Raw genomic sequence first — 16,557 nt, 5'->3', positions numbered from 1 at the left:
AAAAATAAAAAACCGGCGTGAATAGACAGCCGGTTTTTTGTTTGAATGATTAGTGACTTTTAAAAAGAAGGATGAAATGCCTGAATCAATCCACTGTAAAAATCAGAATCATCATTTATAAAAAATCATTGTTTATAAATGGTTTTTTATAAAACGTGATAATGCGGAATAATGTCCTGATAATGCCCGTCTTTCATCAGGAAGCCTCCCGGAATAATGCCCAGTTGTGTAAAGCCCAGTTTTTTATACAGACGCAGAGCCGGTTCATTGGTGCTGACCACGGCATTGAATTGCAAAATCCTGAAACCGAGTTTTTTGCCCTGTTCCATACTGTCTTTCACCAGAATTTCGCCGATACGCTTGCCGCGTTCACTGCCTTTCACGGCATAACTGGTATTGCAGATATGCCCGCAACGTCCGACGTTGTTGGGATGCAGGATGTACAGGCCGACCATTTTGCCTGTGTCTTCCTCGATTGCCACGCCTGTATGGGATTGGGAGAGGAAAAAATCCAGTCCGGCCTGTTTGTCCAGTTGTTCCATTTGCGGAAAGGCGATGCCGTCTTCCACAATTTCATTCCAGATATCGATGGCGCTTTCAATGTCGTCAGGGTTGAACTTTCTCGCAATGATTCCCATTTTACTGTGCCTTTAAAACTTTCCGTTTATTGTTTTGAAAACCCTTTAAAAGGCGGGTTTGAATATTGCCTTTTGCAAGCCGATTATTATAATCCAGACAGAAAATGGAAAAAACACTTACGTTCCCGATGACATATTGACCTTATTCATTCAGGGAAGAATTCAAGTTTTTCAGAATCGGCAATATCAAAAATTTTTATACAGGATATAACTGATTTTAAAATCGTTTTTTCCGAAATCAGACAAATAGTCCGATCCATTCCCGTGCAAGTGGGTACAGTAACGTGCATGTGCCTGGCACGATGAAGGAAGCCTCACAAGCCAGGGGAAGAACCGATATGTTCGCAAAGAATACTGGTGCCCACGACAATCAGTACAAAGCCTCCGATCATTTCCGCACGTTTTCCGACCATTTTGCCCAGAATGCGTCCCATCATGATCCCGATCGTGACCATCGTCCAGGTACATAAACCGATCACGATGGCGACCAGAACGATATTCACGTCGATCAAGGCCAACCCGACGCCGACCGCCAGCGCGTCGATACTGGTTGCCAGACCGGTCAGGGCAATCGAAAAAATCCCGTTTTTCCGCGAGGTTTCCTTTTCTTGCGGTTCATCCTGAAAGGAGCCGTAAATCATGTGGCAGCCCAAACCGGCCAGCAAAATGAAGGCCACCCAATGGTCGATGCTGTCGATATAACGCGCGGCGGCCGATCCCAGAAACCAGCCGATGATGGGGGTCAGCATTTCTACAAAGCCGAAAATGAACCCTATGCGAAGAGCCTCATTGAAACGGGGTTTGAGCATGCCTGCGCCCTTGCCGAGGGCGGCCGCGAATGCATCGGTGGACATGGCCATGCCGAGCATGAAAATGGAAATCGGATTCATCGTGATACAGCGGCCGGGACGCAACAGACAAGCAATCCATGCGCCCGACCGGGAAAACATGAACCGCTCGCTGGTCTCGCCAAACCGGATGGTCGCTTATACCACAGCCGGGAGGGCTGAATATGTTGACATAAGCGCTTCGTGCAAGCGAAGCAGGCTACTCCCCAAGGAGACTGCGCGCATTTTATCAATCCGATAAAGCCACGTCCATATTTTATTGGTATTTCTTCAGGGCAAAAAACGTCAATAAAACCTTTTTTCCTGCTTCAGGAAACAAAACACATGACCCAGAACGGTCTTTTCCCCATTTTGAGGACAGGTGCATTCGATGGAAGCGGATGAGGGGAGACGCGTTGCATGACGAGCTGGCGTTTCAGGAACACTGGCCGGTCAGGGCATTGATTGCGGACAGTGACAGAAATGGAGCGGCAGACGGGAATCGAACCCGCGTCTTAAGCTTGGGAAGCTTCGGCTCTGCCATTGAGCTACCGCCGCACAGCTTCCTATTATAAACCTGTTTTGAAGCCGGTTCATCCTGATGCACATGTATCGTCATGCACTTTTTTACCCTAACCATATAACAGGAAAAAACGTCTTCCCTCAGCTATTGGCATCGATGATGATTTTTTAAATCAGCTTGTTTAAAAAAAGACGCGGACTTTTTAAACAGGTTTCCTGTTTGAAATGTTTTTTAAAGAAAACATTTTTTATAACATAGAAAACCATTCGTTAATAAAGAGACGATATAAATCCATTATTGAAAACCTGAAAGGTTTTTACATATTCCTTCAAATTTCATTTCCTGAAATCAATATTTGATTTATAGACATTATGTTTTTGTCATAAATATTAAAAAACATATCCCGCAAGTAATATTTATTTATTTCTATAAAGAAATATAAATAATCTCCACTGTAAATTTACAACATCGCTTTATACATTTTTCCTATTGTTTCAACAGAAATAATACTGTGAATCGAAATAAAGGAAATTTTTATGTGTGTAAATTATTTTCATTTGAAATCAGTTACTTAAAGCTGATGCATTCTGTTTGTTTTTATTATTCTCCAGTTCGCTTAATTTGGGTTTCGTCTATTAATTGTTTAAACGTCTTATATATCAAAAAATGTAACATTGATTTGATATTTAACATTTAATGATAAAATTCGTGAAATTGATTTGCATGCAAACTATTTTCTTGAAAAATTCTTTTTTGGATATTCAGTGATACAGAAAGAACACGCGGGTTTTTAAAAGATTGCATGCAATCAATATTTTTAAAGAAATGCCGATTTTATTTATAAAAACATAAAACCTGAATGACTGGTTTCAGTATGCGGCTCAGAGGGGAATTCAATTAAAGGAGAAGTATGAAGAAAGAAACGGTAACCGTTTTTCCGATTGTTTTATGCAGGCAACTGGCAATGGCATTCGGCTTTGGTTTTTGTCTCGCAGGTCCGGCGCTTGCCGTATGCACACCGTCCGGATCGAAACTGACAACAGATAACACACTTTATTATTGCGGCAATCCGGGACAGTACGATGAAGTGGAAATCAATACGACCCAGAACATGAGCCTTACTCCCTTGACCGGTTATGGCATGTATAACCAGGGTGGCACCTTGAACAAAGTCACGGTCAACACAACCGGTTCCCAGTCTGACGCCCTCATGCAGCGCTCAAGCAATAACCTGACGATCGGTGACGACCTGACTATTGTCACAACCGGCTATTCAGCTGACGGACTCAATCTGGCCGTGACAGGCGCTTCGAATCTGGTTGTCGGCGATCGCGCAAACATCACGACAACGAGCGGTGTCGCTGTCCGGGCCAACTTGTCCAACCAGACAGGCAACGGGGGAAAAAATGTCATCACGCTAGGCGAAAACGCGACCATTGTCACACAAGCCAATGGTGAAAATACCTCCCAGGGTCTGGGATACGGTATCTACGCAGGCAACCGCACTATGGAAACGGAAGGGATGCCACAGGTTTCATCCGCAGAAGTGACGGTTGGAAACGGCAGTGTCATCCAGACAGCCGGTAACAGCGCCCATGCCGTATACGCCAACAAGACCGGCGAGATTTACCTGGGCAACACGACGATAACGACAACCGGATCGACAGCTCACGGGCTGGCTGCCGAAGACGGAGAAGTCTGGTCGGGATCAACCCTGAATTGTCTTTTGGGAAATGCGTCGTGCATAAAACAATCGTTTGAGGGAGGCAAAATCCACCTGGCCGGTGATACGACCATCACCGTGGATTCTTCCAAAGGCAGCTATGCCATTTTCTCGTCCGGTACCGGTTCCTCCATCGCATCGGAAAAAGCGGACGGCACATCCGTTGCAGGAGTGTACAACGTCACTGGAGACATCGTTGCCAAAAAAGAAGGGCAAATCGTCCTGAACGCCAATGGCGCTTCACAATTTACAGGCAATCTCGTCTCCGACAATGCCGGTTCGCTGGTTCAGCTCGCCTATGACAATACAAGCCGTGTGACGGGCAACGCGACAGCCAGCGATTCCGGTATCGTGAAGCAAACCTACAGTGGCGATGCGGTTGGCACCGGCAATCTGAATGCCACAACGGGTGGGCAAGTTCAGCTGACCATGAGCGAACGTTCAAGCCTGTCCGGCAATATGGTAACGGATGCGACGGGCAGCATTAGCGGAAACTTCAGTGGAAATGCACGCTATACCGGCAGTACGGACGCTTCCGCAGGCGGCTCTATTTCCCTGAACCTTGCAAATACGGCAACATGACAGATGATGAACTCATCCAACCTCACGAACCTGAATGTCGATGCCGGTACGGAGGTCATTCTCGGAGACGCCGCCAATCCCCATTCGGGTAACCGGGTGGATTTGACGATCGCCAATCTTTCCGGAAACGGGACTTTCTACGTCCGTTCCGATATCGCTCGCGACGGCAATACGGCCATCAATAACGGGGACAAAATCTACATTACCGACAGTTCGAGCGGCGCGCACAAGGTTTACGTTCGCGACGCCAATCTGGGGAACATCGCGACCTCGACACTGGGGACGGAACGACTGCGCATTGTCGAGGATTCCAGCGGCGGGACAGGAACTTTTGCATTGGGTGGCGATGCCGGAACCGGTATCCAGCAGACCAGCGTCGATGTTGGAGCCTATTCCTATATACTCGACAGGGAAGAAAATTTTGCCCGTTCCGATACCCAGTACTGGATACTGGCGGCCACGCCGGGCAATGACCTGAACAATACCGCCAAAAACTCGGTCAATCTCTTAAATATCAATTACCTGCTGGGCTACGTCGAAAACCAGACTCTCCTGCAACGCATGGGACAGCTCCGTCAAAGTAACGCCAAAGACGGCGACGTCTGGGGTCGGGTCTATGGCGGTTCGCTCGACCATTTCGATTCCAGACTGGGCGGCATGGACATGAAATACGCCGGGATGCAAATGGGTGTCGACCGCAGGCTGGACGGACAGGACGGACGTTTTTATGTCGGCGCAGCGGCTGGAACGAGTAAAGGAGACGTGGATTACAGCGTCGGCACTGGCGACGTCAGGTCATATCACCTCGGTGTTTACGGCACGTACATGGCGAACAACGGCTTTTATGTGGATGGGATCGTGAAATACATGCACATGAAAAACGAGTTCAACACCGTGACCGGTGGCGGACTGGGTGTCGATGGAAGCGGCAATACGAACGGTTTTTCCATCGGGGTCGAAACCGGCAAACGCTTCTATCTTGAAAATGCCGATACCGGCTGGTATCTCGAACCCCAAGGGCAGTTGACGTATTCGCACCAGAACAGTGCGTCGGTGCAGGCATCCAATGGCCTGCAAACGAAACTGGGCAGTTACGATTCGACACTGGGACGCGCCAGCATCATCGCCGGTTACAGTATCATAAAGGGCAAGAACCCGATCGATGTGTACTTCAAAACCGGCTATATCCGGGAGTTTTCCGGCAAGACCCATTACACCTTCAACGGCGCCGACCGTGAATCGTATGATTTCGGAGGAGGCTGGTGGGATAACGGCATCGGTCTGAACATGCAGATCAACGACCGGCATAACATTTATATGGGCGCGAACTACGCCAAAGGCAGCCGTTTCGATCAGAAGCAGTTCAATATCGGGTACCGGTACAGTTTCTGACAAGCGCAAGCACCATGCGAAAGCAGGACAATATTGACTGCTTTCGCAACAGGTGCACAAGCTGACCGAAGTTTTTTTATCCGGTACCATTTCGATGACGCCCTTATTGCGTCCCGATATTTAAACGTGAAAGACCTCCTTCCCTGAAGCGAGGTCTTTTTTTATGGAGAAAACACATGACGAAATTACCGGAAAAGAACGTGCTGGATGGGAACAAACAGCCGAGAACGACAACAGGCGAAATGAAAAGCGCACTGGGCAAATTGCGGGATTATCTCAAAGAGTTGCTTGGAGAAGACAGCAGCGACAAGGAAGCGGCCAGACAGGCGTTGGGAATTAACCTGAAACAATGGGCAGAACAGATCGACTCGAAAGCGGATTCTGAAGAGATTCAATCGGCCATTCAAAATAAAGTCGACAGGTCGGAGCTGGAGGGAAAAACGCTGGCATTGGAAGCGGAAATCGCCAAACGGGGTACGCCTGTCGGTTCCATCGACTACTTTGCGATGGCAACACCACCAGCAGGTTATCTGAAAGCGGATGGTTCGCAAGTGGGAAGGGAAACATACCCCGATCTGTTTGCCGCTATCGGGACGACATTTGGTTCAGGTGATGGATCGACGACGTTCAATCTGCCGGATCTGATTGACCGGTTTGCAGAAGGCAGTTCTACTCCCGGAGTTAAACGGGAGGCGGGGCTTCCGAATATTGCCGGGGTTGTCGGGCCAATCGATGATTATTCTTCGTCGAATTTAACCGGCAGTTTTTATAATGCCGGTGCGATTGGATATGATGCCACTTCCGGAAACACCGGAAATGGCTGGAAATTGGGTTTTGACGCGTCCCGTTCCAATCCAATTTACGGTGCATCTGATAGCGTCCAGCCTCCTGCGTTGACCTTGCTACCATGCATCAAAGCCTTCGATGCCGCCACCAATCCCGGCCTGATCGACATTACCGGACTGGCCAATGAAGTGGATGGCAAACTGGACAGGGTCATCGACAGCAAACCGGTCAGGTATGTCATCGATGCCTATAACGACGGGACGAACTGGTACCGGAAATGGTCGGACGGCTGGCTGGAGCAGGGAGGACAGACGTCAAAATCGAATCAAGCCATTACCTTGTTAAAGCCTTATTCCGGAAATGATTACACATTAGTGATGACCGTAAGCGATGCGGCTGCTCCATCGTACGGTGCGCTGGTCGGTGCAATACCTTATGTAAAAACAACCACGTCATTTACACCGCGAATTTACTATACCAATGCCAATATCGATTCGAATTGCAACTGGTATACCACCGGACAAGGAATTTAAACAGGAAAGCACCTGCACAATCGTAAGCCTTCGATTTTCAATGCAGGCAAATATTTTTGAAAACATGAAGGCAACAATCTCGGTCACTGTCTTATATGCCTGTTTTCCGGATATTGAATACGAAATACAGGCTGACCGAAGAATTTTCATGCAGTATTATTTCTTTCGACGCGAAAGTTGCGTCTGAAATTTACAAAAAAAATCAGAGACCTCCTTCACATGAAGCGAGGTCTTTTTTTATTCAAGTCGTTAAACGGAATATCAACATGACACAAAACCACTTCAAACCCTTCGCCACCGGCGCCAACGCCATCGTCCAGACACAGGAAGACTACGAGAAATCGACCGCCGTAAAAGAAGGCTTCAGAAAGGGCCTTGCCCGATCCAACGAAGTCAACAAGGCCCTGCGGCAAGCCACGAGCATCGCCGCTGTCGTCGCCGGATTCACCGCCGACAAAAGCGAACAGGACATTCTTGATAATGGCGACATCGACACCCTTCAGCAGCAGTTCGAAACCGCCATCCGCACCGTCAGCGCGACCCTCTCAGCTGAAGCGCAGGGAACAGCAGACGAGATGACAGCCAGCTTCAACCCGACCCTGAAACACCTCAGCTCCGGAAAAACCGTCCTCGTCCGCGCAAAACAGAAAAACACCAGCAAAACCCCCAGCTTTCAGGCTGACCAGACCGGAGTAAAAGAAATCGTCAAAGGCAACAACCTGCCACTGGAAGAAGGCGACATCGCCGGAGCCGGGTACTGGCTCGAACTGCAATATGACGAGGCACTCGACAAATGGGTACTCCAAAACCCCGCCAAAGGAATCAGCCCGCTAAACGGTGTCCCCATCGGAACCGTCGAATACTTCGCCATGTCAACTCCGCCTGCAGGCTACCTCAAAGCCGACGGAAGGGCAGTGGGAAGGGAAACCTATGCCGAACTCTATAGCGTCATCGGCACCACCTTCGGCGAAGGAGATGAGCAAACCACCTTCAACCTGCCGGATTTGATCGATCGGTTTGCGCAGGGAAGCAATACGCCGGGGCAGAAGATCGAGGCGGGGTTGCCGAATATTGAAGGGGTAATAACAAACAGCGGAAGTATACTTTGGGCGGGAAACGAAGATGCAAGTGGAGCTTTTTCGCTGACAGGGGCAAGTCCACGCGCAAATACCGCGACTGTTGGAGCAGGGGCGAATACCTTATCTTTCAATGCTTCTCAGTCAAATCAAATCTACGGCGCATCCGACACCGTCCAGCCGCCAGCCTTGACCCTGCTCCCCTGCATTAAGGCCTTCGACGCCGCCGCCAATCCCGGCCTGATCGACATTACCGGACTGGCCAATGAAGTGGATGGCAAACTGGACAGGGTCATCGACAGCAAACCGGTCAGGTATGTCGTCGATGCCTATAACGACGGGACGAACTGGTACAGGAAATGGTCGGATGGGTGGGTTGAGCAGGGAGGAGCTTACCAAACAGCAAATGATACAAATATTACAGTTACTCTTGGCTGCCCATTTTCAGACACAAGTTATTATATTTCTTTATTACAGGGAAGTACCGGTGCAGGTAACAAAGACAGTGATATCAATGTTGGATGGAAATGGTTCTCTACATGGGAAAAAACAACGACATCATTTGGCATGCGTCTGGCAAAAATAAATATTAATTATTGGTATGCCTGTGGACAAAGCGCCTGAATCATGATTGGACAACAAATCCCGAAACCTGCACAGGATAGGTCAAAATGTGTAGAAACAATGTTCTGGCGGATCATCCGCAAAACAGTTATCCAGTGCAGAAGGATGATTCCGTAATACACATTCTTCTCGTGCCTGAACACACTGGAATACCGTCAGGTCAACAGATCAGGGATTACTCCAGAGTCTGTCTGAAAAGTTTGAAAGGAATGACAAACTGACGCCTGGCGAATTTCAGTGTGTTCATTCTGTCGCCGATACAGCGCAAGATACGAAAAAAGAGCAATGATGACAGTTGTGCCATTGCGGATTTCGTCCCTGAAAACGCTGCCTTATATATTAAAAAAGCGTGAGCATGAATATCTGCCGTAAGCCGTCTTGTTAAAAGCATAAAAAGTCTGATCGACTCACACGGTATAAAACTTTTACACAGAAAATTTTTGCCCTGTTTCAGAGCCAAATCAGGTCTGAATAGCCGTGCATAAAAACTTGCAAAAATGCAGATGGCAAATTAATCTAGGCTTCGGTGGCAGCTTCGCCTGCTACCGGCGCTTTAAAACGCGCTCGTACCCGGTGAGTACATACCGTATATGTACTACCGCTCGTTTCCAACGACAGGTTGCTCTGACCTGTTGGCTGGAACGACGGTTATTTCTTCTTCATTTTTATTCCTTTCTCTCGTCAATATCCCTGCAAATCAGCGATTGACGGAACTTGCCAATCTTTAACAATAAATGTAAATTTGAGACCGGTGCTTAAAACACACCTTCGTACCATACTTTTTCTGCAAGTAGGATTTCGTTCGTCTTCAAACGGGCGGGAGTGGGCTAATACAAGACCCTTAAGGGGGAATATGCCCAGCAGCGTGGTACGACTGTGTTTTAGCTCCCGCCCGACCCTCGTAAGGTCATAACTCAGGGGACGAACACGAATGCCTAAAGTTTCAGCAACTGACAACAACGACATCATTTACATTGCAGACCTTGGAGAAAGCCCATTCGTTTACATCAACGACAAGGATGAACCTGTCTACCGTTATGCCGTATGGAACGACTCGAAAACAAGAATTATCGATTACAGCGACGACCTGGAGTTTTTACGGGATAAATACGGGCGCGATAAACAGATAAGGGTTCTGACCTATAAACCTTTTATGGATAAAAAAGAATCGTGAAAACATGGCACTGATTCAGTTGCCATGACAACGCTCTTTCCAATCGTCCACGTTCGGGAATCGTTTTGATCGCATTGTGAAGGATTCAAATCCTTCTTTTGCCACTGAACTGGCTGACGTCAATTCTGAAAACGGCCACAGCACTCACCATTTTGTCATTGAATTCGAATGTCTGCCCCGTCAGGTGCTCCATCATGGCGTTCAAGGCGCTTGCCTTTTCGGTATTGTCGTCCAGTTCATGGATCGAGCCGTTGCCGATAATGCTTTTGTAGCGGTAGCTGGTCTGGCAGGCCATGTTGCCTTCGACGAGTTCATGGCCGGTATCCATTTCGAACGCGATAGCCGCATTGTGACGGAAAGCCCGGACTTTACGGCCTTCCCGCGCCGAATGGACGTAGAGCGTCAGCTTGTCGCCGTCATATTCGTACCCGAAATTCAGCGGGACGATATACAAGCCTTCCCCGTCCATCATCGCGATCCGGCAAACCTTGCATTCTTCAAGGATAAGCCGCAATTCACCGGGATCGTCCACCAGCCTGTCTTTTCGTCTCATATCCATGTCATTGTCCCCTGAAACGGGTTCATACAAATAGCGATAGGGGAAAAGTGTGCCTGTCTTGGGACGAAATGAAAAGAGGAAATGACAGCCTGAGGAAAAATCACATCGACAGCACAAGGACAAGGGCATGCAAGAGCACACCGATCAGGCCGCCGACCAGCGTACCGTTGATCCGGATAAACTGGAGATCGCGCCCGATGGACAATTCCAGTTCCCGGACCATTGATTGATTATCCCAGTGCGTGACGGTATAAACGATATGTTGCGATACCGTTTCGCGGATTTCGGCAGACATGGCGTAAGTGATCAAAACCATCTGGTCGTTGATCGATTCGGTGAGGGACGGGTTTTCCAGCACCCAGCGTCCGAAGCGCCGGAAGGTGCGCGACAGGCGGTGCCGCATCTGGGAATCGTTGCTCTGGATGTCTTTTAAGAGCCATTTGCGGAAGTGAACCCAAAGCGTTTCGAAATAGTCGGCAACGACAGGCGTACCCAAAAATTCCTTTTTCCATTCCTCGATTTTGGCATGGTATTCCGGGTCGTTTTTCAGCTTGTCGATAAAGCGCGTTGCCAGATCGTCGAACTGCTTGCGGCGCGGGTGGGTCGGGTTTTGCCCGATATCGTGCAGCCATCCCTGCATGCTTTCCACCAGCGTACCGGAGACACGCAAGCCGAATTCATCCGTATCCATGACCAGGCCGAGCATTTTGATCAGTTTCGGATACTCCCGTCTGGAGACTTCGATAATGACGGTAGCCAGCTGCTTCCGGGTTCCCGGTTCGTCCAGCACGGTCGAAATCCGCCGCAAACCCACGTCAAGCATGGCCTGATGCTGGTTATTGTGCGTCAAGACATCCATCAACTGCCCGATCAGGTCGCCCAGATCGAGTTCTTCCAGCCGCTGGTAAATCGAATTGCGCAAAAGCTTGCCGACACGGGCGTCGTCGACGAATTCCAGCGCACCGACCAATACCCGGACCGTCTTGTCCGCCAGAAAATCAGCTTTTTCCTTGGAAGAGAGCCACGAGGCAATCCGCTGCGCCGGTTCCCAGTCGCGCATTTTGGAAACGAGCGTTTCTTTCGAGAGGAAATTGTCCCGGATGAAAACGGCCATATTCTCCGCGATACGGTCCTTGTTTTCCGGAATGATCGCTGTGCGCGGAATAGGGAGGTTCAGTGGATGCCGGAAAATCGCGACGACGGCGAACCAGTCCGCGAGGGCACCGATCATGGCCGCCTCTGCAAAGGCGCTGATCCATTCCCAGATGCCGATACGACCGTTTAACCGGGAAACGAGAAACAAGACTGCCATCGCGACCAGAAGGGCGGTCGCGTACAGCTTCATCCTGAAAAGCTGGCTTTTTCGTATATCGCTCGTCATGAAAGTCCCGAAAGATTCCCCGTGAAGGGAGTTATTTGCCGTTTTCAGCGCTCTTTTCCGGCTGCATCAGGTGGGAATCGATCTGGTCGATACCTTGAGAAATCAGTTCAAAAGATTCTTCGAACGCCTTGATATTCTTTGAATAAGGATCGGGAACATCGTAATTGCCATACTCCCCGACACGAAGAATTTTGCCTTTGAAATTGGGAAAACTGTATTTGACGATATCGCTCTGTTCCTTTTCCATCGTGATGACGAGATCGACGTCTTTGAGCAGCTCGTTCGTCAAAAGCCTTGCGCGATGCCGGCTGATATCCAGGCCATGTTCCCGCATGACACGGATTGAAAAAGGGTCTGCCGACCATCCAACCGTAATTTCCCGAAGCCCGGCCGAACCGATCGTTTTATCCGGATAACGCTGTTTCAAAAGACCTTCTGCCATAGGGCTGCGGCAAATATTGCCGAGACAAATTACGAGAATATTCTGTATCACCGGCCGACCTTTTCAAAAGAAGGTTAATAGGACAGATTTCTGTTAAGGAACAGTTCGAAAAAGAGTGAAGGAACTCTTCTTATTTTAAGGTATAGTTAGCCAATGATGGGCATTTAATGGCGCATTTCCTTGATCTTTCGGGTCACTTGTCTCGATATAGATCAATTCCGGCACACATGAAGACCCTATCCTTAAGTTTTTGGCTTCAAAAAAGATTTTCAACGATTTTTGCCGATTCGCATCACGCTATATCGACCGCTGAAAAGGAGCGACAATTGGATAAGGAAAACATAAAATACCGGGAGCGCAGCCAGCTTTTCCTGAAAGATCTGCCCTGGTATGCCATGCCCGACGATCAGGTGCTGGCGCGGCTGGAAGTCGACAGGAATGGCCTGACAGAGGCCGAAGCCAAAAAACGCTTGCATGAGTTCGGCTTGAATACGCTGTCCGCCACCAAAGTCCGCAGCCCGTTCGCCCGCTTTTTTCTGCAATTCAACAATGTCCTGATCTATGTGCTGCTCGTTTCGGCGCTCATTACCGGCCTGTTGAGGCACTGGATCGATACCGGTGTCATCCTTGGGGTCGTCCTGATCAACGCGATCATCGGCTTCATACAGGAAGGCAAGGCCGAAAGCGCGCTTGAAGCCATCCGCAAAATGCTCTCCCTTGAAGCGACTATCGTCAGGGACGGCAAGCGCATGTCCATTTTCAGTGAAGAACTCGTTCCGGGTGACATCGTCATGCTCGCTTCCGGTGACCGGGTGCCCGCCGATATCCGCCTGATCGACGTCAACAGCCTTTCCATCGATGAATCGGCGCTGACCGGCGAATCGCATCCCGTCTCCAAGGATGTCGAGCCTGTCCAGATGAATACGCCTTTGGGCGACCGGAAAGACATGGTCTATTCCGGCACACTGGTCACACACGGCAGTGCGATGGGCGTTGTCGTCGGCACCGGCGACATGACCGAATTCGGCCGGATCGGGCAGATGATCAACGAGGTCAAGGAAATCACGACGCCGCTTTTGCGCCAGATCGCCGTGTTCGGCCGCTGGCTGACCGTCGGCATCCTTGCCGTGACCGTGTTCACCTTCATCATCGGCACGGTCATCCGGGATTATTCCATCGCCGACATGTTCCTGATGTGCGTGGCACTTGCCGTTTCCGCCATTCCGGAAGGTTTGCCAGCCGTCATGACCATTACGCTGGCGCTGGGTGTCCAGCGTATGGCGCGACTGAACGCCATTGTCCGGCGCTTGCCCGCCGTCGAAACCCTCGGTTCCGTAACCGTTATCTGTTCGGACAAGACCGGTACACTGACCAAAAACGAAATGACCGTGCAGACAGTCGTCACACCGGACAGGCTGTTTGAAGTGACCGGAACCGGTTACTTCCCGGCAGGCGAATTCTATCTGAACCACCATATGGTCGAGGTGTACAAATATCCCGAACTGGAAGAACTCGTCCATGCTGCCGTTTTGTGTAATGACGCCGTCCTTCAGGAAAAGGACGATACGTGGACTGTCATCGGCGACCCGACCGAAGGGGCACTCCTGTCGCTCGGCATGAAAGCGGGCATCGATCCGAACGTCCAGCGTGACCTGGAATACCGGATTTCCTCCATCCCGTTCGAATCGGAACACCGGTTCATGGCAACCCTGAATCAGGACAGTTCCGGCACGAAGTTCATCTTCGTCAAAGGCGCGCCTGAAACCATCATCGAACGTTCGTCAGATGAACGGACAGAAACAGGAAAACGCCCGATCAACCCGCATTACTGGCATGAAAAAATCCGTGAAATCGCCTCGTCCGGACAAAGAACGCTGGCCGTTGCCGCCAAAAAAGTGTCTGCCGACAAAACCGACGTGACATTCGGCGATGTCGAGGGAGGGTTGGTCATGCTGGGGCTCTTCGGCATCATCGACCCGCCCCGTGAGGAATCGCTCCTTGCGGTCGACCAGTGCCATCACGCAGGCATCGTCGTCAAGATGATCACAGGCGACCATGTCGAAACGGCGCGTGTCATCGGCGAACGTCTGAACATCGGCGTCGGCAAACCGGCTGTCACAGGTGCCGAACTCGAAAAAATGGACGATGCCGAACTGAGACGGGTCGTCGGGGAAGTCGACGTCTTTGCCCGTACCAGTCCGGAACACAAGCTGCGGCTGGTCGAAGCCTTGCAGGCAAACGGTGAAGTCACGGCCATGACCGGAGATGGTGTCAACGACGCACCGGCCCTGAAGCGCGCCAACGTCGGGCTGGCGATGGGCGTCAAGGGTACCGAAGCCGCGAAGGAAGCGGCGAGCATCGTTCTGGCGGACGACAATTTCAGCACCATTGCCGGAGCCGTCAGGGAAGGGCGCCGCATCTACGACAACCTGCAAAAAGGCATCCTCTTCCTCTTGCCGACCAATGGCGGCATGACGATGGTCGTCATTGCAGCCGTCCTGTTCGACTTCGCGCTTCCCATGACTTCGAAACAGATTTTGTGGATCAACATGATCACCGCCGTGACCCTCTGTCTGGGGCTGACCTTCGAGCGGCCCGAGGCCAACGTCATGGACAGGCCGCCGCGTAACCCGAAAGCCCCGCCACTGTCGTATTACCAGATATGGCGGATCGTATTCGTTTCCTTCATCCTCATGCTGGCGGCACTATTGCTGTTCAATCTTGAACTCCGGCGCGGGCAAAGCATCGAAGTGGCACGTACCATCGTTGCCTGTACCATCGTCGTCGGGCAAATGGCTTACCTGCTGAACTGCCGTTTCCTCCGGAGCTCGTCGCTGACCAGACGGATTTTTTGCGGAAACCCGTCCATATACATTTCCATGGGCATACTGGCCGTTCTCCAGCTGATATACACTTACGCACCCTGGTTCCATGACCTGTTCGATACGGCGTCCCTGCGGCCTCAGGACTGGATACTCGTTCTGGCGATGGGACTCGGCACTTTCCTCATCATCGAGATGGACAAGGCCATAGAGCGGTTTCTGGCAGCAAGAAACGGCAAGCCGGACTTTTAGGAAGAAAGGGACGGTTCGCCGTCCCGTTTTCCATTTTAAACAAGGTTTTTTACCGGAAGTGAAATCGCGTTGATCAAATCAAACAAAACCGTTGAAAAACGATTCACGGAGATGAAATTTTCAGCGTTAGGGGTTACATTAGGAAAAACAGCCTCATCCACCACCATATTGCATCAGGAGGAAAACCCATGAAAAAAATCGCAAGCATCATGGTGGCGACCGATATGTCCACCTGTGCCGTCATGGCGGAAAAGCGGGCTGCCCTCTTGTGCAGGCAGCTTGGCATTGACACGCTCGACATCATCAACGTACAGGACCTTTCCGTCATCGACATGTTGACGCGTGCCTTGAAGAGCCCGACCGACGAAACCAAACGGGTCGTCAGGGAAGGGCTGGCAGCCGACCTGGAAAACATCACCAAAAGGCTTGAGGAAGCTTACGGCATTAATTCAAGACTCGTGATCCGCTTCGGCAAACCGGCACACGAAATCACGACCCGCGTCATTGGCGAAAAAACAGGCCTGCTCGTTGTCGGGGCACACGGCAACGACCCGGGCAGTGACATGTTTTTGGGCAACCTGCCCAGCAAACTCCTGCAGTTCAACCCGTGTCCATTGCTGATTGTAAGAAAAGCCCCCACGACCGAATACCGGAAAATCATCGTCGCAGTCGATTTTTCCGAAATATCGCTCTATCTGGCACAGCAGGCACTGGCGATAGCGACACCGGAGACCGAAATCGTACTGGTTCATGCCTACGAAGTCCCCAACGAAGGCATGATGCGCTATGCCAGCGTCTCGGAAGGGCTTTTGCATGAATTCCGCTCCAATATCCGCCTGAAAGCCGGAGCGGAAATGCAGGATTTCATCTCGCAACTGGACGTGCCCAACCCGATCACGCCCGTCATCCAGTTCGGCGTCCCGTCCGTCGTCCTGAAAGAAAACATCGAAGCGAACAACCCCGACCTGATCGTCATGGGCAAGCACGGCCGCACCCGGCTGGAAGAATTCCTGCTGGGCAGCACAACCCGCAATACCATCAACGAAACCGATTGCGACATCCTCGTCGTCCCACCTGCCGCCATCGACCGCGATCTGGGACTGGCCGGAAAGGGCATATAAGTTTTCGTTTATTCATCATGACTGTCATTTTCAGGCCGGTTTTTCCGGCCTGATTGTCATCGGGATTGTTGCCCCAGTCCAACACATATCAGCATAAACACC

At 50.5% G+C, this 16,557-nt stretch carries 12 protein-coding genes, 1 tRNA gene and 1 riboswitch; of the genes, 7 read left to right on the top strand and 6 right to left on the bottom strand.

The features are described from left to right. Nucleotides 1-146 precede the first annotated feature (146 nt). The 3 genes from BRW83_RS07290 to BRW83_RS07280 all read right to left on the bottom strand — a co-directional run bounded on the left by BRW83_RS07290 (nucleotide 147) and on the right by BRW83_RS07280 (nucleotide 2,023). Nucleotides 147-638, bottom strand: coding sequence for a GNAT family N-acetyltransferase (locus tag BRW83_RS07290; RefSeq protein WP_005880456.1), 492 nt, complete (start codon nucleotides 636-638; stop codon nucleotides 147-149). A 314-nt stretch (nucleotides 639-952) separates the two neighbouring features. Continuing rightward, nucleotides 953-1,528, bottom strand: coding sequence for a manganese efflux pump MntP (locus tag BRW83_RS07285; protein WP_036603725.1), 576 nt, complete (start codon nucleotides 1,526-1,528; stop codon nucleotides 953-955). A gap of 6 nt (nucleotides 1,529-1,534) precedes the next feature. Then, a riboswitch (yybP-ykoY riboswitch) is annotated at nucleotides 1,535-1,706 on the bottom strand. 243 nt (nucleotides 1,707-1,949) lie between these two features. After that, a tRNA-Gly gene (locus tag BRW83_RS07280) sits at nucleotides 1,950-2,023 on the bottom strand. A gap of 875 nt (nucleotides 2,024-2,898) precedes the next feature. Between BRW83_RS07280 and BRW83_RS07275 the strand changes: the two genes are divergently transcribed. From BRW83_RS07275 to BRW83_RS07255, 5 genes are all read left to right on the top strand, one after another. Further along, entirely contained in the window at nucleotides 2,899-4,293 is a 1,395-nt protein-coding gene (locus tag BRW83_RS07275) for a hypothetical protein (protein WP_005880460.1), read from the top strand. Nucleotides 4,294-4,296: 3 nt separating this feature from the next. Beyond that, entirely contained in the window at nucleotides 4,297-5,685 is a 1,389-nt protein-coding gene (locus tag BRW83_RS07270) for an autotransporter outer membrane beta-barrel domain-containing protein (protein WP_036602825.1), read from the top strand. A gap of 176 nt (nucleotides 5,686-5,861) precedes the next feature. Further along, nucleotides 5,862-7,004 carry a phage tail protein gene (locus tag BRW83_RS07265; RefSeq protein ID WP_005880462.1) on the top strand — a complete coding sequence of 381 codons (1,143 nt, stop codon included), beginning with the start codon at nucleotides 5,862-5,864 and terminating at the stop codon, nucleotides 7,002-7,004. Nucleotides 7,005-7,270: 266 nt separating this feature from the next. Beyond that, nucleotides 7,271-8,704, top strand: a complete 1,434-nt coding sequence (locus BRW83_RS07260; protein ID WP_145814957.1) for a tail fiber protein — start codon at nucleotides 7,271-7,273, stop codon at nucleotides 8,702-8,704. Between the two features lie 931 nt (nucleotides 8,705-9,635). Continuing rightward, nucleotides 9,636-9,878: a hypothetical protein gene (locus tag BRW83_RS07255; RefSeq protein ID WP_086131799.1), complete on the top strand. Its 243-nt coding sequence runs from the start codon at nucleotides 9,636-9,638 to the stop codon at nucleotides 9,876-9,878. 85 nt (nucleotides 9,879-9,963) lie between these two features. Here the strand turns inward: BRW83_RS07255 and BRW83_RS07250 are convergent, their stop codons facing one another. From BRW83_RS07250 to BRW83_RS07240, 3 genes are all read right to left on the bottom strand, one after another. After that, a complete protein-coding gene (locus BRW83_RS07250; RefSeq protein WP_005880468.1) occupies nucleotides 9,964-10,437 on the bottom strand; it encodes a pyridoxamine 5'-phosphate oxidase family protein in 474 nt (157 codons plus the stop codon). A 100-nt stretch (nucleotides 10,438-10,537) separates the two neighbouring features. Continuing rightward, on the bottom strand, nucleotides 10,538-11,818 hold the full coding sequence (locus BRW83_RS07245) for a DUF445 domain-containing protein (protein WP_036602844.1): 1,281 nt from the start codon (nucleotides 11,816-11,818) through the stop codon (nucleotides 10,538-10,540). Nucleotides 11,819-11,849: 31 nt separating this feature from the next. Beyond that, nucleotides 11,850-12,311 (bottom strand): low molecular weight protein-tyrosine-phosphatase, encoded by a 462-nt coding sequence (locus tag BRW83_RS07240; protein WP_005880471.1) that lies wholly within the window; start codon nucleotides 12,309-12,311, stop codon nucleotides 11,850-11,852. Between the two features lie 275 nt (nucleotides 12,312-12,586). Here BRW83_RS07240 and BRW83_RS07235 point away from each other — a divergent pair, with 275 nt between their 5' ends. After that, nucleotides 12,587-15,334, top strand: a complete 2,748-nt coding sequence (locus BRW83_RS07235; protein ID WP_231284474.1) for a cation-transporting P-type ATPase — start codon at nucleotides 12,587-12,589, stop codon at nucleotides 15,332-15,334. Between the two features lie 188 nt (nucleotides 15,335-15,522). After that, nucleotides 15,523-16,455, top strand: coding sequence for a universal stress protein (locus BRW83_RS07230; protein ID WP_005880475.1), 933 nt, complete (start codon nucleotides 15,523-15,525; stop codon nucleotides 16,453-16,455). The last annotated feature ends 102 nt before the right edge of the window (nucleotides 16,456-16,557 follow it).

This window comes from Oxalobacter formigenes (assembly GCF_002127965.1).
In the GTDB taxonomy this organism is placed as follows: Bacteria; Pseudomonadota; Gammaproteobacteria; order Burkholderiales; family Burkholderiaceae_D; genus Oxalobacter; species Oxalobacter formigenes.
The sequence above is the reverse complement of the archived record's forward strand: the minus strand, read 5'-3'. Positions and strand labels throughout refer to the sequence as shown.

Excerpts from the sequence above, each read along its gene's own strand:
- BRW83_RS07290 (WP_005880456.1), bottom strand. The coding sequence starts at position 638 with ATGGGAATCATTGCGAGAAAGTTCAACCCTGACGACATTGAAAGCGCC.
- BRW83_RS07285 (WP_036603725.1), bottom strand. The coding sequence starts at position 1,528 with ATGAATCCGATTTCCATTTTCATGCTCGGCATGGCCATGTCCACCGAT.
- BRW83_RS07275 (WP_005880460.1), top strand. The coding sequence starts at position 2,899 with ATGAAGAAAGAAACGGTAACCGTTTTTCCGATTGTTTTATGCAGGCAA.
- BRW83_RS07270 (WP_036602825.1), top strand. The coding sequence starts at position 4,297 with ATGATGAACTCATCCAACCTCACGAACCTGAATGTCGATGCCGGTACG.
- BRW83_RS07265 (WP_005880462.1), top strand. The coding sequence starts at position 5,862 with ATGACGAAATTACCGGAAAAGAACGTGCTGGATGGGAACAAACAGCCG.
- BRW83_RS07260 (WP_145814957.1), top strand. The coding sequence starts at position 7,271 with ATGACACAAAACCACTTCAAACCCTTCGCCACCGGCGCCAACGCCATC.
- BRW83_RS07255 (WP_086131799.1), top strand. The coding sequence starts at position 9,636 with ATGCCTAAAGTTTCAGCAACTGACAACAACGACATCATTTACATTGCA.
- BRW83_RS07250 (WP_005880468.1), bottom strand. The coding sequence starts at position 10,437 with ATGGATATGAGACGAAAAGACAGGCTGGTGGACGATCCCGGTGAATTG.
- BRW83_RS07245 (WP_036602844.1), bottom strand. The coding sequence starts at position 11,818 with ATGACGAGCGATATACGAAAAAGCCAGCTTTTCAGGATGAAGCTGTAC.
- BRW83_RS07230 (WP_005880475.1), top strand. The coding sequence starts at position 15,523 with ATGAAAAAAATCGCAAGCATCATGGTGGCGACCGATATGTCCACCTGT.